Below are 24091 nucleotides of genomic sequence, written 5' to 3'. Positions count from 1 at the left end.
CGGTAGTAACGAGCTGGGCTATTCTGGGATAAGCAGACCAAAATAGCTGGGCAAAGCAAATTATAACGAGGTGCCAAGTGGCTGGAGCGAGTTTATTAACCTTGCTTGACGATATTGCAACCGTGCTCGACGATGTTGCCGTCATGAGTAAAGTAGCGGCAAGGAAAACCGCGGGTGTACTGGGAGACGACTTGGCATTGAATGCCCAGCAGGTGGCTGGTGTGAGGGCTGAGCGAGAAATCCCAGTGGTGTGGGCGGTAGCAAAAGGCTCTTTTCGTAACAAAATGATTCTGGTTCCGGCCGCGTTATTGATCAGTGCCTTTGCGCCTTGGTTGATCACTCCCATGCTTCTGATCGGTGGTTTGTTCTTGTGCTTTGAGGGCTTCGAGAAAATTGTCGAAAAGCTGCTGCATTCTCATCATTCTGAAGAATCGGCGGTGTTGGCTGAAATGGATGAAGCCGAAGATCTGGTTGAGTTTGAGCGCCGGAAAGTTCAGGGTGCGATTCGAACAGACTTCATATTGTCAGCTGAAATCATTGTGATCGCGCTGGGTACAGTTCAAACCTCAACCATGTTGACGCAGGTGCTGGTGGTGAGTGTGATTGCGGTATTGATGACGATCGGTGTGTATGGCCTTGTGGCTGGTATCGTTAAGCTTGATGATGCGGGGTTGTATCTGGCCAACAAGAGCAAGCCGGGTACCTTGAAATACGGTTTTGGCACTATGCTGATTAAGTCTGCGCCATATCTCATGAAATTCCTGGCGGTTGTCGGCACTATCGCCATGTTCTTGGTGGGCGGTGGTATTGTCGTCCACAGCATGCCACATTCACATGTTTTGCTAGAGCATTTGGCACAGCAAGCGGCGGTGGTTCCTGGTGGTGCCATGATGCTGCCTGCATTTGTTAATGCGGCTGTCGGCCTATTTAGTGGTGCGGTTGTGTTGCTTGTTGTGTCTGTTGGCCGCAAGTTGAAATCAGCCATCGCTTAATGGTCCTGAAGAACAAAAAAACGCTGCTACGTGCAGCGTTTTTTTTATGTCTGCTTACAACAAGGGGGTTAAATAAGCCATTGGGCTTCGGAGCGGATCACTTCGCCTTCGTTCATGTGGTAGCTAAGGCATTCGAGCTGATGGCTGTGGGTAAATGATTTTTCGACTTGGCACGGTGTGCCTTGGGCAAGGTGGAGCATGAATTGATGAATGGCAGATTCGAAGCTCTGATCATCAAGTATTCTTTTCGGTCGGTGGAAAACAAATTGCGTAAGGCCTAGCGGTGAATCATGCTTGATTCGGGTCTTAGTGACGCTGCTAAAGCCAAATTCCGCGGCAGAGGGCTGGATCCCTCCCGGAAGGAGGTGTGCTGGAACGGTGAGAGAAGCCTGAACGATTGTCATACTGATATCCTTATCACGATAAAAATACGTCGTGCTGGACTTAATATACGATTTTGTAAACGTAAAACAAACTTTATAAATCATTATAAAAGCAGATTGGTCGTATAACCAGCGGTTGATTTTTAAGGGCTTTACAACATGAAATCATATCGTTATTATACGCCGCACTTACGGAGGGATGGCTGAGTGGTTGAAAGCACCGGTCTTGAAAACCGGCATACGTTTATAGCGTATCTAGGGTTCAAATCCCTATCCCTCCGCCACTTTCAAAAAAGCCGACTTAATTGTCGGCTTTTTTACATCTAAAATTTGTGACAATGAGGTAGGGTAGAGAACCCTAGACAGGATTCACCTATGCCATCTCATTGGGGCGAAGCCACTACAACAGCCCCTCAACCCTTGCTTGATGTAATACGATAGGGTCAACATTGGCATAGGCAGCATCCCACAGTGATGCGATGAAAAGCCGCTCTTTTCCTTCTGCTTGCCGTTCTAGTTGATCCAGTAGTCTGAGTTCGTTCAGTGTCATTGGTTGTCTAAATAATCCTTTGGCTAGTTCCAGCTTTTCCATGTCCTTAACTCCAACAATTTTCCATACCCAAGCTCACAGGAATTTGTAAGTTTGGGTATGGTGAATTGAGTGCGGTATGTTTTTTTACCCTATATGTGGGCTCGGTGTTGTATCGTGATCTAGATCATAATTGTGCGTTTATTATGCTGATCTGCAGTCTAAATATTCTGTGATAATCAAATAGTGAAAACAGACGATGCTAGTGGGCGTATTTATCGTCGGATTGATCTAAAAGTGGGCGGTTGGCGATGCGAGGGAAAATAAGTGCTTTACACAAAGCAGAGAACTCATTACTATACGCCGCACTTACGGAGGGATGGCTGAGTGGTTGAAAGCACCGGTCTTGAAAACCGGCATACGTTTATAGCGTATCTAGGGTTCAAATCCCTATCCCTCCGCCACATTCAAAAAAGCCGCTGTATTTACAGCGGCTTTTTTTCGTTTGAATCATGGCTTTCAGATAAGGCGAAGAGCTTTGCGACTAATAAGCCACTAACAATGAGGGAATGCTTCATGACTGAACGTACCATGTCAGATCAAGAACGAATTGAGTTGCAGCAGAATAACCCATTGCACGGCCTTAAGATGGAAGACATGCTGAAACAGTTGGTAGACCACTACGGTTGGGTCATTCTTGATACTGCAATGCGTATGAATTGTTTTCATACCAATCCGAGTATTGCCAGCAGTGTCAAATACCTGAAAAAGACAGAGTGGGCGAGAGAGCGAGTAGAGAACTTCTATTTGTACCGCTTCAAGCGTATGCCGAAATCATCGGATGTTGAATACAGCATGCCGCCTAGATCGCGTACGTTTCCACACGGTTTGAAGCCTAGAGAGCCGATGGAATTAACCGTTGAGTCTATTTTGCAATCACAGGCAAAAGCGGCATCCGCACATAAGGAAAGAGCGTCGAAACGTCGTTTTAACCGCCGGTAGGCCTAGTACGCTGCAGCAGTAGTATATTTGGTAGTGAAAGCCAGCCTGAGATGGGCTGGCTTTTTTATATCTCTCTATCATTATGAGACATGTATCACTATAATCGCTAGCTTGTCGATATTGTTATCAGTCTGGCGCATTCAATGAAAAAGCTAGCCTTTCCAGAATTAAAGTATTTTCTCATAAGATACTTTGTTGCCTTCATCATTCTATTCTCGGTTTTTTTCTCCCTATTTTATTACGATACGTGCTCTGAAATGGCGATGACCAAGAGCAATATCAAGGTGCAGCAACAGGCTTTGCTGGAAGGAAAAAAAGAGTACATAGAGTGGGAGATGCTCTACGTGGCCAAAGAAACAGCCTTGTTGGCTGATCTCCTTTCTCAGTTCAAAATCTATCAGATTGTTGATTTGAAAGATGCTGATGCGAGAAAAGCAGCACTTAATGCGTTTGCTTCTGCATTGGAAATCGTTAGTCAGCGTAAAGAAATTTACGATCAGATCAGATACCTTGATATACGGGGTAATGAGATTGTACGGGTCAATTTCAACAATGGCCATGCTCGTGCGGTCTCAGAGGATCAACTGCAGAACAAAGCGCACCGTTATTATTTTCAAGAAGCTGTTAAGTTAAAGTGTCATGGTATCTATATCTCACCATTGGATTTGAATGTAGAGCATAATCAGATTGAAGTACCCTATAAGCCGATGATCCGGCTTGCGATACCGGTTTTTGACGATCATGGTAAAAAACAAGGCGTGTTGATCATCAATTATCTCGCTCGGTATTTAATGAATGGCCTCAAACGCTTTAATTTGGATAACCAAACCAATTATATGTTGGTGAACAAAGACGGGGATTTTTTGTTCAATAACCAACGGCCAGATCTTGAGTTTTCCTTTATGTTTAAAAATCAGGATAAAGCCACCATATATAGTCAGTTTCCTGATTTTGCCACTCACTTACGTGAAACCAATAAAGGGCAGTTTGAGACAGAACTGGGAATTGTGACGATTGTCTCTGTGGGGCCCGATGGACGTTTCAACCCTTACTGTTTTCAGGAATACCATATAGCCGACAATGCATCGACAGCGTGGAAGTTGGTCTCTTTTGTTCCTTTTGATAATCAGGCTGATTTATCCAATCTGGTGACACACCGCCGTCTGCTGATGGTTGTTGGGGTGCTGTTGAGTTTGGTGCTTTCTTATCTGATTGCCAAATATCAGTTACGAGTGTACATCGACAATCGGCGGATAAATTTTTTGGCTAGACACGATTGTTTGACAAGACTCGTTAACCGAGATGCTTTTCAGCAAACGGCAACAAAAATACTGAAGTTAAAGGCAAAGAACAATGAAGGTGCTTGCCTGATCTATATAGATTTGGATGACTTCAAATATATCAATGATCATTATGGCCATGCTGCAGGAGATAAGACATTGGAGCATGTCGCATCGGTGATGCGAGAGGTATTTGGCCATAAGGCGCTATTAGCCCGTTTAGGGGGGGACGAGTTCGCGATTCTGCTGTCTCATACCCAGCATGTGAAAAACCCACAGCGTTATGCAGACTCATTATTGCAATTGTTAAGTTGCCCTGTCGAAGTCTTGCCGCAGCATTTCATACAAGTGAATGCCAGCGTTGGAGGCAGTTTATATCAGGGAGCAGGGGATTCGCTTGAAGCCTTGATGCACCGAGCCGATACCGCGATGTATCAAGCGAAGAAAAGTGGTAAGAACCGTTACGCATTCGTTGATTAGGCTTGGTATAGAGATGCGGGGCTGTAGGGAGCCCCGCAGTTTGACAATCATTCATTATATGTGTTTGAGGGCATATAATTTGGCGCCATAATTTTGTAATGTGCTATTGCCTGTCGGCTATTTAGGAGGAATTATGGTTGCAAGGATGACCATTGGCCGCGAGACAATATTGAATTTGGATTCTGTTGAGTACAAGTGGATTGAGGCACTCTGTTATGATGGCGTTGAAGAAGAAATGATTAATGAGTCAATCCAGCGTTGTCTCGGTGGAGACAAGGCAAGTGCTGATTTGTTGCGAAGAATTGCGTTGAAGCAATGTTCACCTAACGAACTGTTGAGATATATCGATCAGTTATAAATCTATTGCTTAATATCTTATTGTAACCATCAAATAGATTTGTTTTACCTGTTGACTATAAGGCTATATAAAAGAGGGGTTGCTCAATAGGCAATTAATCGTATCTTTTAGCTATTGTTTTGGCCACCACTTATTGTGGTGGTTTTTTTTGCCTATCGTTTAGCAGACGTGAAAAGTTCTTTGCTAACGTTTTGATTTTATCTCAATTAATATGCGACTGTTGTGATAATGTTCTAATAAACAGTAGCCAAACCGGATAATGGCTAAGAAAAGAGGGGAGAGGCTAATATGATGAGGGATAGATACAAAAATCCCCGGCTGAACCGGGGATTTTCAAGAGAGGGCTGAAATTATTCAGCGATCTCTGCGTTGTGGTAAACGTTCTGAACGTCATCACAATCGTTTAGCGCGTCAAGGAACTTCTCGAACTTCGCAACGTCATCGCCAGATAGCTCTGTCATTGTCTGTGGTACGAAAGAAATTTCTTCTACGTCGATGGTTACGTCAGGCATTGTTGCCATCAGTGCATTCTTCACTTTGAAGAATTCAGTGTGAGGAGCGAATACTGTGATTACGCCATCTTCACACTCGATATCAGACACGTCTGCATCTTCCATCATTAGGTTTTCAAGTACAGCTTCTTCGTCGTCACCGTTGAACTGGAATACAGCTTGGTGCTCGAACATGTGAGAACATGTACCTGGAGAGCCGATTTTTGCACCGTTCTTCACGAAGCACTGGCGTACGTCCATGAATGTACGGTTGTTGTTGTCTGTTAGACAGTCAACGATCACCATGCAGTTGCCTGGGCCAAAACCTTCGTAGCGAGCAGTTGCGAAATCTTCACCGCCGCCGCCTTTCGCCTTGTCGATTGCTTTTTCGATAACGTGGCTAGGAACCTGATCTTTCTTCGCTTTTTCAATCATGCGCTTCAGTGATAGGTTGCTGTCAGGGTCGATACCACCGTTTTTCGCAATTACGTAAATTTCTTTACCGTATTTTGAATAAACTTTGATTTTTGCGCCCTGAGTTTTTGCCATAGAGGCTTTACGGACTTCGAAACTGCGTCCCATAGGAATCACTCTCTTCTGTAATTTGGGATTTCTGTTGGCTGCGGATTTTACCAGTAACCGATAGGAGCTGGCTAGGGGGTAATAACGTTTGCGGGGGCATGAATGTTGGGGTAGATCAAGATTCTTTGCTGATTGTGGTGCAAGTAATCAATTTTTATACAAGTTTCAGGCGAAAAAAAGCGCAAATGGTCATAAGGCGATAAATTGAAACCACAGATTGCCAGTATGGTATGAGGAACACTAGAACCTAATATACCCAAAACGCCTCATAGCGAGGCGTTGTGGGAGGGGAAACTAGGATGGGTGATTACTGAAGGTATGCGTTCAGCATCCAAGTTTCTTTTTCTTGTTGACCGATGTAGTCACTCATTAGCGCGACTGTACCTTCGTCACCTAGCTCACTGGCGCTTGCTAGAATACGGCGCTGTTTGAGTATTAGGATTTTGTAGGCGTCCAGTATGTTACGTATGGCTTCTGTGCCATCAGTGACGTCCAGTTTTTCTGGCACTTCGGCTAGGGCTAGGTATTTTGAGTAACCGTGAACAGGACGAGAACCCAAAGTCAGAATACGTTCTGCCAGCTCATCAACTTTCAAGATAAGATCGTTGTACATTTCTTCAAATTTTGCGTGTAATTCAAAGAAGTTACGACCCTTGATGTTCCAGTGATAACCACGGACATTCATATATAGAAGTTGGTAGTCAGCCAGCAATTTGTTAAGTGCTTCAGAGAGTACGATAGTTTGGTCTTTATCAAGGCCGATCAGATTCTTTTCCATAATTCCTACCTCATAGGCTTCACGTAATACTGTTAGTGAAATCTTCACTGTTTCGTTGGGAGTAGATTACGATGAAGGATAGGTAAGCAAAAGTGGGCTGTAGCTATTAGTGAAATAGCCAAAACCTATGCACGCTTGGCACACTCCTTGGCAATTTATGTTGTTTTTATCATGTCGGTAACAGTGAATGATGTAAAGGTGTGTGGTAAAAATCACCAACATTTAACTGATTGATTATAAAGTATTCATCTGGATCGTTATCATCATTTAATGCTTTACAGCGTCAATCAGAATGACTAACATACGCCGCACTTACGGAGGGATGGCTGAGTGGTTGAAAGCACCGGTCTTGAAAACCGGCATACGTTTATAGCGTATCTAGGGTTCAAATCCCTATCCCTCCGCCACTTTCAAAAAAGCCGACTTAATTGTCGGCTTTTTTACATCTAAAATTTGTGACAATGGGATAGGGTGTAGAGCCCTAGACAGGGTTCACCCTATTGCATTTTATTTGGGCGAAACCAAAGCACATTGCCACCACCTTATGATCAAAACTTTTCCTACGTTATTTATGACCAATGGCTACCGTGATTGGTATTTTCTACCGGTTTTTTATCTCTGAAATTTACGTTCAAGGTAACAGATTAATTTAGATAGATATCCCATTTGTAGATTGAACCATGAGTGATTGGCTTGTGCGATCTTATTTATTATACAAATAATAATTATTTTCATTTAAAATCTCTATCTGATGTAGTAGGAATGAGGTTTTATATGGATATTGTTGCTATTGGACCTACCTGAAAAGCATTACCTGCAAGTGATGATATTGGCTTTCTTTGTCGATGAAACTTACATGGCGCTGAAAGTGAAATATCTCAATATTTTGAGAATATCCGAACTAAAAAATTGGTGCGGTTAGGACTATTGGGTAATCAGGGTTAGGTATATGTTTAATCAATTTAGTTTTATCTATTTTTTCATATTGATGGTGGGTGCTGGGCAATCTATTGTTTTTGCTATTTTTCCGGCATTGGCTCGCGAACTGATGATGGCAGAATGGCAGGCAGGGATGGTGATCAGCGCTGCTGCTTTTGTGTCTTTTGTTGCATCCCCCCTGTGGGGGCGGCGAGTCGATAAGACGGGGAGTAAGCAGTCATTGATTCTTGGTGTGGCGGGCTATGCAATCTTCAATATGGCTTTTGTCTTTGTATTATGGCTGGCAACAGGCTCAACAATGCCGGTCATCGCTGTTTTTATGTTATTGGTATTAACACGTTGCCTGTTTGCTTTTTTCTCTGCCGCGATAATGCCTGCCGCGCAAACGCATTTGATCTCCCAGACGACGGCAGAAGAACGGCCGGCAAAGTTGGCGATGATCGGTATGATGTTTGGTTTGGGGATGATTATTGGCCCTGCGGTAGGGAGTGCAATGGTCTCTGCGGGGATATTGGTTCCGATCGTTTTTAGCGCCTTGATCATGCTGTTGCCATTACCTTTCGCAGTAGGCCGAATTGTAGATGTGAAGTTTCAGCCAAATCAATCGGGAAATCGGGATACCCTCCGCTTTAACGATGTTCGAATGCGGCCATTTATTGTATTGATGGTGGTGATATATGCTATTTTTTCAGCAATTCAGCAGACAATTGCTTTTTCGCTACAAGATTTGCTTTCTTTCGATGCGGTAAAAACGGCGCAGTGGGTGGGTATTGCCTTCATGATTAGTGCGGTTACCTCGGTTGTGTGTCAGGGAGGGGTAATTCAGAAATGGAGATTTACAGGAAGCCAGATGATTGCGGTTGGTTTATCAGCACTATTGCTGGCTTTGGCGATTTTCTTTTTTGCCACGAATCTTGTGAGCGTAATGATGGCATTCGCAATTTTAGGTGTAGGACTTGGATTTGCTTATCCAGGGGTTATCAGTAAAGCGTCTTTGGCATTTCCATCTCAGCTCCAAGGGCAAGTCACAGCAACGTTGCAGGCTGCTATGTCACTGGGTTTTATTATTGGGCCTCTTATGGGAGCCGGGCTGTATGCTGAAATTGGTATATGGGTGTATAGCGTGTTGTTATTATTCTTGGTGATTGCTTTAGTTTACTTAATGCTCAGCCGTGATAGTACGGTTGAGGAGCTGGTTTAGTTCTTGTGTGATTTAAATAAAGCAATGTGATTTATATTGCGTTGCTTTATTTTACTAAATGCACGTGGTGCTTATTTAATACCATAAATTATCATTATTATTTTAATATTTTAATCGATGTAAATGTTACATAGCATCATAAAAACGACCATAGCATTGCGTGAAATGATATTGGTATCGAATTATTCATAATAAACACGCTGTTTAATTGTATTTTGTTGCATATGACGGTTGGGGTTATCTTGTTGCTTTTTATACCACTTTTTATATGAATAGCAGTCGCTTGTGATTTACTCGATGTTATTGTCAGGTATAATAATTGTACTGAAAGTATACACGCACTTTTGGTGAGTTCGTCAGGTTGTCGTAGAAATGACATTCTAGATGAGCAAATTAGCAGGTATCAGCGGGTGCCGTGCAGCGGCCAGATGATATCCCTTTTGTAGCCTATGAATAAAAAGGCGCAGAAATACCAACAAAGGAGGGGGTATTTCTGTTTATTATAAGAAAGATATGAATAATTTCTCAAAATTGAAAGTAAAAACACGGCTTGCGGTCGGTTTTGGCGTATTGGTGTCATTGATGATGCTGTTAACTACGCTGGGTATTCAAAAAGTGAATTTCGTGGATCATACCTTGTCTGAAATCACCGATGTGAATTCAGTGAAACAGCGTTATGCAATCGATTATCGAGGCAGTGTCCATGATAGGGCGATTGCGATTCGCGACGTTGCCTTGGCACGAAATAGTCAGGAGATTGATGCGCTAACCAATGAAATTGCAAGGCTTGAGCAATTTTATAATGACTCTGAGCGAAAGATGAACACGATGATTGCTAATAATGTCGTGTTTACTGCAGAAGAGCAGACAATTCTTCGTGATATTGAGCGCATTAAAAAACAGACGTTGCCTATCATCAACAAGATTATCGCGGATAAAAAGCAAGGTAAGGCTGTTACTGCTGAAGTTTTGGATCAAGCCCGCCCAGCCTTTATTGATTGGTTGGATGCGGTAAACCGATTTATTAATTACCAAGAATCCTTGAACCAGAAAATGACGCCAGATGCCCGAGCTGTCGCTGGCGGCTTCCAAAATTTGATGTTGAGTTTGAGTGCGATTGCCTTGGTGATCTCCGTGATTGTCGGTGTAGCTATTGAACGTAGTTTCCGTCGTTCTTTGGGCGGCGAGCCTTATGAAGCCCAGCATGCCCTTAAAGTTATGGCGAGTGGTAATTTGACAGAACATTATGGCCAGCGGGAAAAAGGGAGTATTTTTGATTCGCTGTCAGCTATGTCTGAAAAGTTGGTACAGACCGTACGAAATATAGGTTTGGCATCAGAACAATTGTCGGAGCAAGTTGAAGAGGTGTCAGTCGGTACGAGTAATGTATTGAACTCAGCTCAACAACAAGCCGCTATGACTCAGGAGATGGTCGGCAAGCTGGACAATATGCATCAGAGTATTGACCAGATCGCAGATATTGTTAATCAGTCTGAGCAGAATTCAGTGGCAACGACCGAAAACGCCCAGCAAGGGCGCGAGCTGGTTGTTTCCGTTGCGCAGCAAATGACGATTGTGACTGATGCGGTGAACAGTACGCTACTACAAGTAAAAGAGCTGGAAGCCAAAACCAAAGATATTGGTGGAATCGTTAATATGATCAGCGATATTTCTGAGCAGACTAACCTGTTGGCGTTGAACGCGGCAATTGAAGCGGCGCGTGCGGGTACCTCCGGGCGTGGTTTTGCTGTCGTTGCCGATGAGGTTCGGAATTTGGCTCAGCGTACCCGAGAGGCAACAACGCAGATCGCTACGATGCTAAAAGAGGTGCAGGCGCAAACGGTCGTTAGTGTGACGGCGATGGCCGATACCCAGCCACAAGTTGAAGAGTGCCAGCAAAAAACATCTGATGCGCGTGATTTGCTGGTTAGTATCGAACAGCAGGCTGAGGATACGTTGAGTCGGGTTCGCGATATTGTTACGGCAACCAATGAACAAGTCGTTGTGGTGAGCGAGTTGGTCTCGGCAATGAACCAAATTTCGGATATGTCATCAGATTCGATTCGTTCTATGACGAATAATGAAACAGCCGGCCAGAAACTGAGTGAGCTGTCGTCGCAGTTGAAGCAGGAAGTGGCGTTTTTCCGAGTGTAGTCGCTCGGGGCGAACGGGATATTTTTCCGTTCGCCGAGTTTATAATTATCCCCCGAGTGCCAATGGAGCGGCGCTTAGGGGATAGTATGTTAATCGAGCAGCGTTAGTGAATCCAAAATGCCCTTGCCGCTATGGATCCCTCCTTCGTTTTCGCTAGCAGGTTTACTGCGGATAAGGTAACCGGCATACCCTTCAAATTCCGTCACGGGTTCACCATTGAAATAGGCGGTGAACAAACCAATTTCGCTGACCAAATCCTTGACCAGAGTCTGCTGGCTGTCGCGGACGGCAACGGTCGGTGTTTCACGTTCGTGGGGGTATAGTCGCTGCATTAGTGCCCACGCGTCATATTCCTGAGGCAAAAGGGTATTGAGTTTGTCGTTGATTGCGGCACCGAAAATACAATGGCCGCCTCCCTCTCCTTGGTTTTTCAATACCCATTCATCCTGTTTGGCTTCGGTTTTGAACCACTCGATAGTCTTGGTGTTGACTGGTTTCATTTCGGCCAGAACACTCTTGATCAACTGCGCTTCATTCAGATTCAGCCCCCAACGGGCGTATTCCTCGGCAGGCATCATCGTCAGCAGCATTTGCATTGATTTGCTGGTTGCCAGTTGTTGGCTGAATGTGGCATTCACCGCCACGCGATGCTGTTCAATGCGCAGGCGGGTTTGGCTTAGGGCCTGGCAGCAAACCGACTCGTCTAGCTCGGGGGCGCAGTAATCGGAATGTTGATAGCCAGCCCGGAGGTAGACGACGTCTATCGCCCCGATGTTTTCAAGCAGTAGGCGCTGGTTGTTGCCACTAGAAAGCTGGGTGCTGAGCTGGGCAAATGTACGCCGGACTGTTCTGATGCCATGCTTTTGAAGCTCAACTTCAAGCAGGTGCTGGTCGTATACATTGTCCTCGTCTTTCTGTACCACCATCAGGAATGTCGGTTTTTGTTCGGTGTACTCATCGCCGCTGAACTCTGCTTTGATGGCACGAGCGGCTGTAGTGATGGCCAGTGCCAGTTGTTCCATACCATGATTATCCGCTGGGGTCGCCGAACCTTCTTCGACCCATTGCTGATAGGTATTCGGCCATTGTTGTTGCACGTAGTTATGGAGTTGGGCAGCTCGTTGACCGAATGGCCCCATGCCAGCGGCGATCCCGTTGAATTCGATGACCTTGGCCCCGTGATATCTGTCATCCATAAAATCAGTTCGCATCAGCAGTAGTGGCTGGCGAGCAGGGTTGAGTCTGTTGCTTGTCGTACCATGAGCTTGTTGGTGAAGTGCCATGAGGCTGCCAAAGAACGGGTCGGCATTGGCCATGCTGCTCAGCGAGGCTTGCAGAAAGTCATGATCTTCGGAAACGGCATGGATAAGCTTGGTGATCAGCGGGGTAACATTGAGCAGATGCCGGTATACCTCACGTTCCATTGCCATAGGTGCAATGCTAAACGGGCAGTGTCTGGCACTATTATCAGCATTGCGAAAGGCGATGCCATGCATGATTGCCCACTCGCAAACATCCTCGATGATTTGCTGGGGAATGAGGGGACTGTGTTGGGTATTCATGGTGTTTTTACTCATTAAACGTATTCTAATTGTTCGTAACTGGCGCTAACGGCTGGCATATCTACATATGCGGCTGTTATACGGCGGTTTCGGCTAGACCTAATGTACTGCTGAGGTGATCGCTCTCTTCTTGGGCCTTTTGGGCGAGGTAGAGATCACGGTAGTCACCTGCTATTGCAATCAGTTCGCTGTGGGTGCCCCTTTGGACTATCCGGCCGTTGTTCATCACTAAAATTTGATCGGCATTTTGGATGGTGGACAGGCGATGGGCAACTGTAATGACGGTTCGGCCATCGTGAACATTTTCTAGCGCAGCCTTTATCGCTTCTTCGGTATCACTGTCGATATTGGCCGTTGCCTCATCAAGTAGGAAGATCTGGGGGCTGTGCGAAAGCGTGCGGGCCAAGGCCAATAACTGACGTTCACCAACAGACAAGGAGGCCCCGCCATGAGCAGGATGATGATCATACCCTTCTGCCAGCTGATTGATGAAGCGGTGGGCTTTGACATGCTCTGCGGCAGCAATCGCTTTGGATCTGTCTGAAACAGCCTGTGAGAGGTTGATATTATCCAGTATCGATCCGCTGAAAATAGTGGGGTCTTGCGAAACCAACCCGAAAATTTGTCGTAACTGTTCTTCGGGCACTGAAGCCAGAGGCTGGCCTCCGATAAGGATTTCACCTTGTTGATGCTGGTAAAAACGCATCAATAGGTTGATTACCGAGCTTTTCCCACTGCCACTGTGGCCGACAATAGCGGTGGATTTACCGCCTTTCGCAGTGAAAGAGACATCAGTAAGTACTTGGTGGCCTTGATCGTAACTCAGATTTACGTTGCGAAATTCAATGTCGGGTTGTTCAGGTACGGAGACAAAATCCGTTGGGTAGCGAGCGTGTTCCGACTCGTCATCCAGCAACTCGAAGATCCGCTTGGAAGATACCGTGGCAACTTGTAGTTTGCGAAGCTCCATCGACAGTTGGCGGAACGGGTCAAAGAAACGCTCGATATAATTGAGGAAGGCGTAGAGGGTACCGACTTCAACCACGGTATTGAGTGATGCCCCGGCAAACCACGCCACGATCCCTGCTGCGGTCAGCGTGGAAACCAATCGGGTGAGCGGGATCAGCATTAGGCTGTCGATAGCGATAGAGCGGGTACGGTATTCGAACCAACGCTGGTTTTCCTGATCAAACTTCTCCCTGAATGCTTGCTGCTGGCGGAATGCCTGGATCAATGCCATGCCTTGCAGCGACTCGTTGAGACGCCCATTAATTGTGCTAATTTGAGTTCGGATACCATCAAATATCGGCATGGATATTTTGCGGTAGAGATGCATTGTGAGCAGCAATACAGGGATCAGTACCAAGCTGAGTAGCATTAAGCGCCAGTCGAGTATCGCGATGGCGATAAAAATGGCCAGAATCCGCAAGCTGCCCTGAATAATGGTCGGAATGGTCGATACAAACATGTCTCGCATGGATTCGGTGTCATTGGTGATGTAAGACACCAGTTGGCCCGCTGGCAGTTTGTCGAAGGTACGGATCGGGAAGCTCAGGACATGGTTGAATAATTGCCTTCTGACATCGTTGATCACCAATAGTGCGCTATGGCGAAAGGATATCGCCTGTAAATAGCCAAACAGTGCCGAGATCATATAGAAAACCATGACCAGCCCGGCCAGTAGCATCAAGTGAGGCCATTCGAATTGTTGCGGAACCACTACCTCGTCGATAATGGTTTTGGCCAGCCAGGGAATGGTCATTTCGGCACATATGGCAACCGCTAGCATGGCAAAGGCGATAAAAAAGCGTCCTTTGTGGGGTAATGCGTAGCTGGCAAGGCGACGGAAAAGCGATGAGTTGTCTGCCGCGTCCCTTGAATTCGGTTGGGTGTTAGGCATTGCATTCTCCGGTAACTGGTTGCGTCGTCAATGTGGTTTTTTGCATGTGATCAAGTTGGCTTTGGCGCTGGTAGACTTGGGCATACCAGCTTTGGTTGGCAACGAGCTCATGGTGCGATCCGCGTTCGAGGATCTGTCCTTCGTTAAGAACCAGAATATGGTCGGCATCAATTAGGTTAGGTAGCCGCTGGGTTACCAGCAATACCGTTTTGTTTGCGTAATACTTTTTCAGATTCTGCCGTACGATGACTTCGGTTTTCATATCTAGCGCACTGAACGGGTCATCGAGCAGCAGAATGGGGGCATCGGAAAGAAGCGCCCTTGCCAGAGTGATGCGCTGGCGCTGCCCGCCGGAAAGATTGCTGCCGCCTTCGCGCAGTTCGGTATTGAAGCCAGCAGGCATTGCCATGATTTCCGATTTTATTCCGGCCATGTCCGCGACATGGGCGATATCGGCATTAGAGGCATTGGGATTGCCCAGCGCGATGTTGTCTGCAATTGTGCCCGAGAACAAGAACGGTTTTTGTGGCACCCAAGCGATAGCACCACGCAACGACTCAAAAGTCAGGCTGTCAGTCGGGTAGCCGCCTATTTGGATTGAAGAGGGGGCGTGAAGAGGAAACTGGCGAAGAATCAGCTGTAGCAAGGTGCTTTTTCCACTACCGGTTGGACCTGTGATGCCGATAAAGCCTCCTTCAGGTACGGTAAGCGAAATATGCTCCAAGGCACGGCGTTGCATGCCGTGGTAGGCAAATTCGCGAATGTTGATATCGAGTGCCGCTTCGGTATGCTCTGGCAGGGTATGCGAGCCTTCTTTTACGTCTTCGTTTTCGGAGAACAGTGACTCAAGGCGTAACCATGAAGTGCTGCCACGCTGGAAGACGTTGAACTGCCAGCCAAATTGCAAAAAAGGACCAAGCAGTTGGCCGAGGTACAGGGTGAAGGTGGTGAATAGCCCGACGGTGATGGCCCCCTGATTGATTAGCCATGCACCGTAGCCCAGTGATATTACAAATGACAGGCCGTAGATAAGCTGGATGGTTGGGGCAAAGGCGGCGTCTACTTTGGCAACGGCGAGGTTGGCATTCAGGGTTTTATCGAGGGTTTGGTTAAAACGTTTTTCCTGACGTTGGCCGATCCCATGTGAGCGCACGGCACGAATACCCGATACGGTTTCGCGTGTTTCCTCGTTAAGTTCGGAAAAGGCTGCCTGAGCCTGGCCAAAGGCCCGATGTAGACGGATACCATAGCGTTTGGTGATTAAAACCAAGAGCGGGAAAGGCAGCAGGGCGATGGCTGTTAGCTCACCGCTGACGACAAAAATCATTCCGCAAATGACAGTAAGCCCGGCGATAAACGAGTCAACCAAGGTCATGATCCCCATGCCAGTTGCTTCTTCGACGGCATTGAGATCGTTGGTGGCGTGTGCCATGAGATCACCCGTGCTGCGACGGGAGTAAAACGCGGGTGAGAGCGCCGCAAACTTGTCAAAGAGCTCCCGCCTTAACAGGCGAGTGATAGCAATTGATGCGCCGTAGAGGCGGCTTTGCCAAACGTAACGAAGCCCGTACATGGCGATGGCGGCAGAGATGATCCCTAGAAGGTAAAGGCCTAAGGTTTGGGCTGTCAATTTCCCCGTATTGATACTATCGACAATACGGCCGATCAACCATGACGGGACAAGGTTCAGCAATGCCACGATTTGTAGGACCAAGAAGGCAACAAGGTATTGGCGGGCGTACAGGCGAATGTAGCCCCGCAGTTTCCAAAGAATAATCATAATAGGTTAGGCGATAGCCCCTTGTGTATCGCAGTCACACTGCAGATTGTTTTTCTGGGCAACAAAGTCATCAAAGTCAATGTCGAGTTGTGTTTCCATGTCGGCCTGCTTGATGAGGGACTCAGCGGCTAACCGGTGCAGTTTGTCTATTTCAGCTACCTCTGCTGAGAATTGGCTGTGGGTTCGCATGTGCTGTAGGGATTGTCGCTGGGTTAGTGCTTGAAACGACAGATTTCCTGCAGCCATATCCGAAAGGATCTGAGCAGAGGGGGTTAGGGTGCTGTCTTCAAACTTTGCGTATTCTCTATTGATACTTGCCTGATGAATATCGGTTGTCATGGCGAGATCAAATTGGTCGGCAATAATGCCCATACCGTCGAGCAGATTTTTGCCGAGTTTGGTCAGCGCAGCATTGCCGTTGACTGTAGGAAGCGTCAGGCCCGGCCTGCGGCCTTCAGTGGCGACAAGCTCCTGTCGTTGGACAATGATACGGCGTTCCTCATCAGTGAGTACAGGGCTTGGTGCCAAGGCGCAGTATGTGAGAAAAACATCGAGAAAGTGGCTCTGTGTTTCGTCAATTCCCAATGGCAAATAGGGGTTGTTGTCAAGGCTGCGAAGTTCAATGTACTGCACGCCGTGATGGCACATGGCATAGAGCGGACGTAGTTCGTCGCTGACGATTTTCGGGCGTACTGAGCCGTATAGTTCATTTTCCAGTTGCAATACCGAGCTATTCAGTTGTTGCTCTGCATTGAGGTGGGTATAGCACTCGCTGGGTTGGGTGAGCGCATGGCATAAATCCGAGAGGTAGGCTTCTTGGCTATCAAAGCGCACGGGGAAGCGTGACTGCTCGCTGCTGGTGTAGCCCATATTGCTTAGGCGCAGTGATGTTGCCCAAGGCAGGTAATAGGTAGCGTTATCCCATTGTTTGAGAAAGTGCTTTTTGTTTTTGACATAGCTTTGGTCCACGGCCGGTGAGGCACCAAACAAATAGGGAACAACCCAGCCGTGACGCAGTACGTTTCGGATCAGGTGAAAATAGCGCTCAGAAATAAAAGCCTCAAGGGGCTTGGTGCTTCGGGTATGGCGGTGCAAGGCCTGCCAGAATGCTGTTGGCAACGAGAAGTTATAGTGGATGCCTGAAATAAGCTGCATTCTTTTGCCATAGCGGTTAGCCAGCCCTTCACGGTAGCGCCTTTTGAGCTGTCCGGTGTTGGAGCTGCCATAGTTGGCTATAGCAATATTTTCGTCGGCTGGGAGAGCAGGGGGCATACTTGCCCCCCACAGAAATTCGTTGGCTGGGAGCTTGTCGGCAACAAAATGGTGTAGGGTGGCAAGTGATGAAAAAGTCGCATTTCTGTCATGTAATGCTGGGGTCACGAGTTCAATCTGCGCTTCGGCAAAATCTGTGGTGATGAACGGATGTGTCAAGGCCGAGCCAAGGGCGGCGGGATGGTCTTGGCTAGATAGAGCCCCATGTGGTGTGGTACGCACAACTTCGCGTTCGATACCGCGTCGAATTTCGCAGAGTGATGGTTGTGGTTGCTGGGCATCAAAAAATGAAGCCAGTGCGGCTTTAGTGCTGTGTAATTCGTTTGTTTGCATTGTTCTCTTCACAAAAATCATATCGCCAAAGGAGAGGGCCGAGGCGATGCTGATGCAAGCCAGCTGAATACTGGTGTATTCCGTTGTCCTATCAATCCGTGAAGGGGCTGGCAAAATAATCGCTATTTGAATTCAAGACGCTCAAACGGCTAAAAAGATGCAAAAAAGATGAAAAAAGTGTGTTTCAGTGGGAACAGATAGCCAGCAGGCGTCGGGCTATCTGTATGAATCAGCCATATTTGCAGTGTGAGGAAGTACAACCCGGTTGCTTTGGGGTACAGTCGAGTACGCCACTTTTACTGGTCTCGATGTCGCAGCATTCCATGAATTGTTCACGCAGCTTGATCCGGCCGCGCTGGATTCGGCTTTTAGCACCAGAGAGCGATAGTCCTAGCGTATCGGCAATCGTTTGTTGTGACATGCCTTCGAGCTCTGCCATTTGGAGTGGAAGCCGGTATTTTTCAGGCAGCTCTTCAATCAGGGGGCGGAGAGCTTCTGCCATTTCCTGCCGCGCTCTCTCACTGGTGGTCAGTTCTTCTTCGGCAATGTATTCGGGTAATGCTTCGTAGGGTTGCCGTTCGCGGTAGAAATCCATAATAGCATTATGGGCAATACGATAGAGCCAGCCTCTTAGGCTTCCCCTAGCTTTGAGTTGGTGAAGATTGGTGCTGGCTTTGATGTACACCTCTTGCAAGATGTCATCGACAGCATCCGTATCATCAAGGCGCTTGTTGATGTAGCTCTTTAGCTGCGCTTTGTGATTTTGCCATTCAGATAACATGGAATCGAACCTCAATATATCGTGCCGAGCTGAACCTTTACTGGGCATACTGTCTTGTATCAGACGTTTGAGATGGAAAAAAGATGCAAGAAAAGAAAATAATTTTGTAGGTATATCCATCTTACGTTTTGCGATGCTTTAAGTGTGGATGTGAATAGGTACGTCAGCTTGTTTTTTTGACCAGTAAGCGCGCGGAGCAGAATGGAAGGAAGATATACCATGCCCAGCCAAACTGGGCATGGTGGTGTTATCTATGCACCGTAGTATTGTGTGCCTATAGGCCTTTGTCGTATTGCTTGTTCAAGGTAGGAGAGATGACCTCGGCAAGATGGGCTTTGGCCTGTTGAGTCTCCGCAGAGCGGTTGATAGCAGACATGAACAGCTCAACGAGTACTGGCTTTTCAAGGGCGACCTGTGTTTCAGTTTGAATGTCACGTAGGTCGATCAGTAGGTCGGTGAAGAGCTCTGGCAGATCATCAAGGATCGCCAAGTTCAAGACATTATGCTCGGCATAGAGACTATTGTGGCTGCCTTTTTGTTTATGGATAACGTACGGATTGTCTTTTAGGTTAATGATGGAGGTGCGCTTGTCGCAGCGGCGCAGGCAACCGTTATTAACCTTGATTTTCCGGCATCCTTCGGTTTGCTGGAACAGGCACTGGCGGCTGGTCAGCAAAGTATTTGGATGATAGATACTGTAAAAATTACGGAAGCCCGCCGGGCGCTTGATATGTCGCATCTGCTTCATGTTCAGCTCATTAGAGATAAACGCCCCGCAGGCTTGGTATTCTTGATGCAAACATTTGAGCGTGTACGAGTTGGTGCTGTTCATTTGCGGTCCGGCGATCCATTCCAGACCCAGTGTTTTGGCTATATGGCCGATTCCTGAGTTGTTGGTGATCAGCAGGTCAGGGCGCAGCGCTTCAAGGAATGCTCCAGCGGCGGCATAGTCCTCGCCAATCAGAATGGCAGGGAACCAAGGTTTCATGTGAGGGAATTGTTCGAATAGCGCGACCAGCGTGGCATATTCGGCCTTGAGTCCCATCGGCATCTGGTAATAGACATCGATATTATCATTCTCGCTCAATAAGGCATCATTAGGCGATGAAATCAGCACAGATAGACGTGTGGCGGCGTCATTGGTTGCGGCTTGTTCAAGCGGAGGCAATACGGGGGTATCGATGGTCCCTTTTAGGCTGCCACTCTTGCTGTTGGTAATGTCAAAATCGGCTGTTTGCTGCTGGACATGTTCGATGATGGCCGTTTTGTCGTTGTAGAGTTTCTTTTTGACCGCCTGAATGCTTTCGTCCGTTGTACACTTGTAGATTGTTGAAAAGTGCTTGGCAGCATGGTCTCGCGGGTTGTCGATATACATGTTTTTGCCAATTTCTCCAGACAGGAAGCCATTGGAGAAATCGCGGTTGAATACGGTATATAGCTCGGTAGTATCGCGAGAGAGGGGGGCGCCATCGCATAGGCGGTCGATTTGTTTGCGCCAGTTATCAACAACGGTGTACACGTAGTGAGATTTTTTGATCCGCCCCTCAACCTTGAGCGAGTAAACGCCAGCATCGGCCAAGGCCTCGAGATCGTTGAAGGCCGAGTTGTCCTTCATGTTAAGCGGGTATTGGTTGCCAGTATTGGTGGTTTCATATTGTTCGCGGCAAGGCTGGCTACAGCGACCACGGTTACCCGACGCCCCGTTTCGGGCTGAACTTATATAGCACAAACCAGAAAAGCCAATACAGTATGAACCGTGGACGAAAACTTCCATCAGTACATTATGTTGGTGGCCAAATTGTGCAAGGTGTTTGATTTCGCCAATGTTGAGTTCGCGAGACAGGTTTACCCGGCTGGTGCCCAGTTGGTTGAGGAACAGAATTTGTCCTTCGTTATGGGTGTTTAATTGGGTTGAGGCGTGCACATCCAACTGCGGGAAGTGGTGTTTCAGCAGGTAAGCCAAGCCAAGGTCCTGCACAATCACGCCATCAATGTCGGTTGTTGCCAGCTGGCTGACCAAACGCATTACTGCTGGAATTTCGCTTTCCAGAATGAGTACGTTTAAGGTCAGAAAAATTTTGCAGTTATGCTGGTGGGCAAGAGACAGAACGCCGCTCAGGTTGTCGATGGTTAAATTGGCCGCGCGGTTTCGGGCGTTGAAACGATCTAGCCCGCAGTAAATAGCATCTGCCCCAGCGGCAATAGCCGCTTTGATTGAATCAACATCCCCACCCGGAGCGAGTAACTCGAACTGTTCGCGTTTCACGATTTTGCCTCTCACCAAAAAAACGAGGGCGTATAGTACGGGTTATTGCTACCCGTGTGCCACAAAAAATGCAGTGAGAGGGGAATTATCATGGGTAGTAAGCAATAAAAGGAATAGAGCTACTGTGAAGCGTAAGTGAAATAGCTTGTTAGTATCTCTTTTCGGAATGCTTACCCGATAATAGGCAAGTTTTACACGGTGGTGTTTGATATTTTCCGGTTAACAGGTATGAGATTCGATACCGGTGTTTAGCGAAAATTTTGTAGCCAAGATCGGCAATGGGCTTTATGAGAGGTAATCGGAACCATTGTACCCATGTTTTTTGCCTGTGAGTGCCCACGCTTTGGCAGTGGCATCGAGCCCTAACAGTAGTCTGCCATCCTTGAGTCTGCCATGTAGAATAATATTGGCTTTAACGGGATCAATATCTGGATAACGTTGGGTAAAATCAGAAGCCAAGATATCTTCGATTTCGATGAGGTTATTGCTGTCAGCTTGTTTAAGTAAATGCATTTCTTTGGTGCAGAGTGGGCAGCTACTGTCAAAAAAAAGTGTTAGGTTTTTTGGCGTAGTACTTGATACTTGGGATAGTGTTTTGTTCATATGCTATTTCCTTTTATTGTTTACAGGATAGATACGGGTTCTATTGCAAATTGGATTTTTATTAATAGGCTAGCAAGTGACACAATTTGATTATAATTTGCTGCGGGTGCTGGAAGTACTGCTTGAAGAACAGAGCGTGACAGGGGCTGCGGCCAAATTGCATTTGAGCCAATCAGCCGTGAGCAAGCAATTGGGGCGGCTTCGCGAAGCGTTCAATGATCCGCTGTTTGAGCGAACGGCATTTGGATTGCGGCCAACGCCGCGTGCGCGTCAGCTGGCACCCGAATTGCGGGGGGTGATCCGTCAGCTGGAAGAGTTTACCCGGCCGAAGGTGTTTGATCCGAGCCAGAGCCAGCGGATCTTTAAGATCCATATGGTGGAGACTGCCTATTCGCTGACCTTCCCATATTTCATGCCCGACTTGTTGGTGCAGGCCCCCAAGGTGAGTGTGATTACCCATACATGGTCGCAAACCAGTGAAGAGCAGTTGTTGCGCTGCGATATAGATATGGCAATCAGCTGTCGCGAATGGGATCCCCGTTCTGCCCTGCATCTTGATAACCTGCCAGAGTCATTGAATTACGCTGAGCTCGTCAAAGATTATCCAGTGTGTCTGGTGCGCCACGGGCATCCATTGTTGAAGGAAGATTGGAATCTCGATACGTTCTTGAAATACCGCCATCTACAGGTTTTGTTTGGGGGAATTGACAAGTGGCTGCTGGATGATGTGTTACAGCTCGATCATCAGCGGCACCGAGATATGGCCGTCTCAATGACGGATTTTCAAAGCGCGATGGGGTTGTGTGAGCGCAGCGATTTGATCCTGTGCGCGCCTGCTAGGTACGTCGGTGTTATGAACAAAGATTTTAAACTGCATATGCTGGATGTACCGGTGACGTTTATACCGGGATGTTATGCGCTTGTGTGGAACCGGCATTTTGATAATGACCCAAGTCACCGTTGGTTGCGTGAGCTGATTATTACCAGTGCTCAGCAGGGCGGAAAAAGGACGTAGGGCAGCACAAAACCGTTTAGCGCTTCTCTTACGGGCTTATTCACAATGTGAGGCAAGGTGTTGACGCAAACGCCGACTCCAAAGCGGCACATAAAAATGGCAGATACGGTAGAGTAGGTATCCGGTTGTCCCCCATCCAGAGAGCCACATAGCGCTGTTGAGCCCGACGCCGGTCAGCAATCCCCCAATACCTAGCACTAGTGATAGGAAAATGGTGCGCCAGAGCGTGTCTATGTCATAGCCTATCCAAGGCTGAAAGTTTGATCCCTTAAGCCGATGATAAACAGTAACAAGTAGTATGACATAGGCTGCAGGAATAAGGCTGAACAAGGGGACAGGCCAGCCTTGATAGAATGTCATGCCAACCAGTAATTTGCCCGACACGGTATAGGTCATGGCGGCTGATTGGACGAATTCGAAGGGGAGCAGGCCGCCAAGGATGAAGAGCAACAACCCGATGGCATACATGAAGGAACCGGCAAATAAAATGAAGTAAACCGGGACGCCAATGACGAGATGGGCCAAAGGGGCAAGGGTTATGCCATGAAGTAACCATTTGAAATGTGTAGGGCGCATATCAACCTCCTTTGGCGGGTAACGGCGACGGTGGTTGGTATTTGTCGCTGTTATTTTATCCCATTATGCGCTTTGCTGAATAAACAGGGTATGTATACTCAAGGCTTTATTGATAAAGGTCAAAATATACCTCAGGGAAATAGGTTGTCGATGATGGTTTCTGTGATTTTACTAGCGGATACCTGAATTGAGATGGGCAATGCGTTCGGCCCTGACAACATAGCGTAGGGGGCCGCCCGAAGACAGGCTGTCGAAGGGGTAGCAGGTGATTAAGGTTAATACTGCCTCGGTGGTGTCTTGTGCGACTTGGACTTGGTGTTCGTCAATAATGGCCATCTGGGTGATTTGGTAGTCGATGGTTTGCCCGTTAACACCCGTCAAAGAGAGGCGATCGCCTTGCTTGAGCGTGCCGAGTGGGCGGAAATGGGTATCGTTATGGCCGAAAATCACAACGTTGCCGTGGCTGTTACTGGCTGAATAATGGTCCGACGGGGCGGCGGTATTGAGTTGTAGTGTTGGGCCAAAAGCCAAATTTCGGCCGCTGACACCGCTTAGTACCATTAGCGGTGACTGCCCGGGAAGCATCAGCTTGGCGACTGGATGGGTATCGGCCCATGACCATGGTTTATGAGGGATGCCAGTGAGTTGCTGTTGTTGCCATGCTGACTCTATCAGCCATTGCGCTACATAGGCTTTTAGTTGGATATATGCCCCCCGACCGAAGCTCATGAGCCCGACGGACAATAATAGGCAGACTCCCAAGGTTTTGATGTTGTGGTGGTTGAGGGTGAGCTTGCTCAGCAGATGTCGGGGGCGCATAGCGTTGTCTTTGCC

General features: G+C 47.3%; 20 protein-coding genes and 3 tRNA genes. 10 read left to right on the top strand and 13 right to left on the bottom strand.

The features are described 5' to 3' along the window. Nucleotides 1-77 precede the first annotated feature (77 nt). Nucleotides 78-992 carry a DUF808 domain-containing protein gene (locus ACSF8X_RS21710; RefSeq protein WP_047879003.1) on the top strand — a complete coding sequence of 305 codons (915 nt, stop codon included), beginning with the start codon at nucleotides 78-80 and terminating at the stop codon, nucleotides 990-992. 68 nt (nucleotides 993-1060) lie between these two features. On the opposite strand, the gene ACSF8X_RS21705 is transcribed toward ACSF8X_RS21710, so the two are convergent. Continuing rightward, nucleotides 1061-1396: a hypothetical protein gene (locus ACSF8X_RS21705; protein WP_047879002.1), complete on the bottom strand. Its 336-nt coding sequence runs from the start codon at nucleotides 1394-1396 to the stop codon at nucleotides 1061-1063. Between the two features lie 172 nt (nucleotides 1397-1568). Here ACSF8X_RS21705 and ACSF8X_RS21700 point away from each other — a divergent pair. Further along, a tRNA-Ser gene (locus ACSF8X_RS21700) sits at nucleotides 1569-1659 on the top strand. Nucleotides 1660-1775: 116 nt separating this feature from the next. Here the strand turns inward: ACSF8X_RS21700 and ACSF8X_RS21695 are convergent. Beyond that, a complete protein-coding gene (locus ACSF8X_RS21695) occupies nucleotides 1776-1967 on the bottom strand; it encodes a hypothetical protein (protein ID WP_047879001.1) in 192 nt (63 codons plus the stop codon). Nucleotides 1968-2277: 310 nt separating this feature from the next. On the opposite strand from ACSF8X_RS21695, the gene ACSF8X_RS21690 reads away from it, so the two are divergent. From ACSF8X_RS21690 to ACSF8X_RS21675, 4 genes are all read left to right on the top strand, one after another. Beyond that, nucleotides 2278-2368, top strand: a tRNA-Ser gene (locus ACSF8X_RS21690). Between the two features lie 127 nt (nucleotides 2369-2495). Continuing rightward, nucleotides 2496-2906 carry a VF530 family protein gene (locus tag ACSF8X_RS21685; RefSeq protein ID WP_047879032.1) on the top strand — a complete coding sequence of 137 codons (411 nt, stop codon included), beginning with the start codon at nucleotides 2496-2498 and terminating at the stop codon, nucleotides 2904-2906. Nucleotides 2907-3049: 143 nt separating this feature from the next. Then, nucleotides 3050-4666 carry a cache domain-containing protein gene (locus ACSF8X_RS21680; RefSeq protein WP_500851419.1) on the top strand — a complete coding sequence of 539 codons (1617 nt, stop codon included), beginning with the start codon at nucleotides 3050-3052 and terminating at the stop codon, nucleotides 4664-4666. A 133-nt stretch (nucleotides 4667-4799) separates the two neighbouring features. After that, nucleotides 4800-5024, top strand: coding sequence for a hypothetical protein (locus ACSF8X_RS21675; protein WP_047878999.1), 225 nt, complete (start codon nucleotides 4800-4802; stop codon nucleotides 5022-5024). Between the two features lie 350 nt (nucleotides 5025-5374). Here the strand turns inward: ACSF8X_RS21675 and ACSF8X_RS21670 are convergent, their stop codons facing one another. Both ACSF8X_RS21670 and ACSF8X_RS21665 read right to left on the bottom strand, forming a co-directional pair. Continuing rightward, nucleotides 5375-6097: a YebC/PmpR family DNA-binding transcriptional regulator gene (locus tag ACSF8X_RS21670; protein WP_047878998.1), complete on the bottom strand. Its 723-nt coding sequence runs from the start codon at nucleotides 6095-6097 to the stop codon at nucleotides 5375-5377. Between the two features lie 307 nt (nucleotides 6098-6404). Beyond that, the gene (locus ACSF8X_RS21665) at nucleotides 6405-6875 is read right to left on the bottom strand and encodes a Dps family protein (RefSeq protein WP_047878997.1); all 471 of its coding nucleotides are present in this window, start codon (nucleotides 6873-6875) and stop codon (nucleotides 6405-6407) included. A gap of 316 nt (nucleotides 6876-7191) precedes the next feature. Here ACSF8X_RS21665 and ACSF8X_RS21660 point away from each other — a divergent pair. The 3 genes from ACSF8X_RS21660 (at nucleotide 7192) to ACSF8X_RS21650 (ending at nucleotide 11169) form a co-directional block, all read left to right on the top strand. Beyond that, nucleotides 7192-7282: transfer RNA gene (locus tag ACSF8X_RS21660), tRNA-Ser, on the top strand. A gap of 542 nt (nucleotides 7283-7824) precedes the next feature. Further along, nucleotides 7825-9015, top strand: a complete 1191-nt coding sequence (locus ACSF8X_RS21655) for an MFS transporter (RefSeq protein ID WP_500851417.1) — start codon at nucleotides 7825-7827, stop codon at nucleotides 9013-9015. 513 nt (nucleotides 9016-9528) lie between these two features. After that, complete coding sequence (locus tag ACSF8X_RS21650; RefSeq protein ID WP_500851416.1) at nucleotides 9529-11169, top strand: methyl-accepting chemotaxis protein; 1641 nt, start codon at nucleotides 9529-9531, stop codon at nucleotides 11167-11169. 89 nt (nucleotides 11170-11258) lie between these two features. Here the strand turns inward: ACSF8X_RS21650 and ACSF8X_RS21645 are convergent, their stop codons facing one another. From ACSF8X_RS21645 to ACSF8X_RS21615, 7 genes are all read right to left on the bottom strand, one after another. Then, the gene (locus tag ACSF8X_RS21645) at nucleotides 11259-12731 is read right to left on the bottom strand and encodes a glutathione synthase (protein ID WP_500852144.1); all 1473 of its coding nucleotides are present in this window, start codon (nucleotides 12729-12731) and stop codon (nucleotides 11259-11261) included. A gap of 76 nt (nucleotides 12732-12807) precedes the next feature. After that, nucleotides 12808-14631, bottom strand: a complete 1824-nt coding sequence (locus tag ACSF8X_RS21640) for an ABC transporter ATP-binding protein (RefSeq protein WP_500851415.1) — start codon at nucleotides 14629-14631, stop codon at nucleotides 12808-12810. Next, complete coding sequence (locus ACSF8X_RS21635) at nucleotides 14624-16411, bottom strand: ABC transporter ATP-binding protein (protein ID WP_500851414.1); 1788 nt, start codon at nucleotides 16409-16411, stop codon at nucleotides 14624-14626. The genes ACSF8X_RS21640 and ACSF8X_RS21635 overlap by 8 nt, the downstream gene beginning before the upstream one ends. Before the next feature lie 6 nt (nucleotides 16412-16417). Further along, a complete protein-coding gene (gshA, locus tag ACSF8X_RS21630) occupies nucleotides 16418-18016 on the bottom strand; it encodes a glutamate--cysteine ligase (RefSeq protein WP_500851413.1) in 1599 nt (532 codons plus the stop codon). A 229-nt stretch (nucleotides 18017-18245) separates the two neighbouring features. Next, entirely contained in the window at nucleotides 18246-18797 is a 552-nt protein-coding gene (gene sigZ / locus ACSF8X_RS21625; protein ID WP_500851412.1) for an RNA polymerase sigma factor SigZ, read from the bottom strand. A 274-nt stretch (nucleotides 18798-19071) separates the two neighbouring features. Then, nucleotides 19072-21063, bottom strand: coding sequence for a peptidase U32 family protein (locus ACSF8X_RS21620; RefSeq protein ID WP_500851411.1), 1992 nt, complete (start codon nucleotides 21061-21063; stop codon nucleotides 19072-19074). A gap of 285 nt (nucleotides 21064-21348) precedes the next feature. Next, complete coding sequence (locus ACSF8X_RS21615) at nucleotides 21349-21666, bottom strand: thiol-disulfide oxidoreductase DCC family protein (RefSeq protein WP_500851410.1); 318 nt, start codon at nucleotides 21664-21666, stop codon at nucleotides 21349-21351. 76 nt (nucleotides 21667-21742) lie between these two features. Between ACSF8X_RS21615 and ACSF8X_RS21610 the strand changes: the two genes are divergently transcribed. Beyond that, complete coding sequence (locus ACSF8X_RS21610) at nucleotides 21743-22681, top strand: LysR family transcriptional regulator (RefSeq protein ID WP_500851409.1); 939 nt, start codon at nucleotides 21743-21745, stop codon at nucleotides 22679-22681. A 36-nt stretch (nucleotides 22682-22717) separates the two neighbouring features. On the opposite strand, the gene ACSF8X_RS21605 is transcribed toward ACSF8X_RS21610, so the two are convergent. Together ACSF8X_RS21605 and ACSF8X_RS21600 are read right to left on the bottom strand one after the other, a co-directional pair. Beyond that, nucleotides 22718-23257, bottom strand: a complete 540-nt coding sequence (locus ACSF8X_RS21605; protein ID WP_500851408.1) for a hypothetical protein — start codon at nucleotides 23255-23257, stop codon at nucleotides 22718-22720. Nucleotides 23258-23428: 171 nt separating this feature from the next. Further along, nucleotides 23429-24076 (bottom strand): class GN sortase, encoded by a 648-nt coding sequence (locus tag ACSF8X_RS21600; RefSeq protein ID WP_500851407.1) that lies wholly within the window; start codon nucleotides 24074-24076, stop codon nucleotides 23429-23431. Nucleotides 24077-24091 lie beyond the last annotated feature (15 nt).

Source organism: Photobacterium panuliri, assembly GCF_059920555.1.
Note: the sequence above shows the minus strand (reverse complement) of the source record. Positions and strands in the feature narration are given on the sequence as shown.

Bases quoted from the DNA above. Each gene is read 5' to 3' on its own strand.
- ACSF8X_RS21705 (WP_047879002.1), bottom strand. From the start codon at position 1,396: ATGACAATCGTTCAGGCTTCTCTCACCGTTCCAGCACACCTCCTTCCG.
- ACSF8X_RS21695 (WP_047879001.1), bottom strand. From the start codon at position 1,967: ATGGAAAAGCTGGAACTAGCCAAAGGATTATTTAGACAACCAATGACA.
- ACSF8X_RS21685 (WP_047879032.1), top strand. From the start codon at position 2,496: ATGTCAGATCAAGAACGAATTGAGTTGCAGCAGAATAACCCATTGCAC.
- ACSF8X_RS21680 (WP_500851419.1), top strand. From the start codon at position 3,050: ATGAAAAAGCTAGCCTTTCCAGAATTAAAGTATTTTCTCATAAGATAC.
- ACSF8X_RS21675 (WP_047878999.1), top strand. From the start codon at position 4,800: ATGGTTGCAAGGATGACCATTGGCCGCGAGACAATATTGAATTTGGAT.
- ACSF8X_RS21670 (WP_047878998.1), bottom strand. From the start codon at position 6,097: ATGGGACGCAGTTTCGAAGTCCGTAAAGCCTCTATGGCAAAAACTCAG.
- ACSF8X_RS21665 (WP_047878997.1), bottom strand. From the start codon at position 6,875: ATGGAAAAGAATCTGATCGGCCTTGATAAAGACCAAACTATCGTACTC.
- ACSF8X_RS21655 (WP_500851417.1), top strand. From the start codon at position 7,825: ATGTTTAATCAATTTAGTTTTATCTATTTTTTCATATTGATGGTGGGT.
- ACSF8X_RS21650 (WP_500851416.1), top strand. From the start codon at position 9,529: ATGAATAATTTCTCAAAATTGAAAGTAAAAACACGGCTTGCGGTCGGT.
- ACSF8X_RS21645 (WP_500852144.1), bottom strand. From the start codon at position 12,731: ATGAATACCCAACACAGTCCCCTCATTCCCCAGCAAATCATCGAGGAT.
- ACSF8X_RS21640 (WP_500851415.1), bottom strand. From the start codon at position 14,631: ATGCCTAACACCCAACCGAATTCAAGGGACGCGGCAGACAACTCATCG.
- ACSF8X_RS21635 (WP_500851414.1), bottom strand. From the start codon at position 16,411: ATGATTATTCTTTGGAAACTGCGGGGCTACATTCGCCTGTACGCCCGC.
- gshA (WP_500851413.1), bottom strand. From the start codon at position 18,016: ATGCAAACAAACGAATTACACAGCACTAAAGCCGCACTGGCTTCATTT.
- sigZ (WP_500851412.1), bottom strand. From the start codon at position 18,797: ATGTTATCTGAATGGCAAAATCACAAAGCGCAGCTAAAGAGCTACATC.
- ACSF8X_RS21615 (WP_500851410.1), bottom strand. From the start codon at position 21,666: ATGAACAAAACACTATCCCAAGTATCAAGTACTACGCCAAAAAACCTA.
- ACSF8X_RS21605 (WP_500851408.1), bottom strand. From the start codon at position 23,257: ATGCGCCCTACACATTTCAAATGGTTACTTCATGGCATAACCCTTGCC.
- ACSF8X_RS21600 (WP_500851407.1), bottom strand. From the start codon at position 24,076: ATGCGCCCCCGACATCTGCTGAGCAAGCTCACCCTCAACCACCACAAC.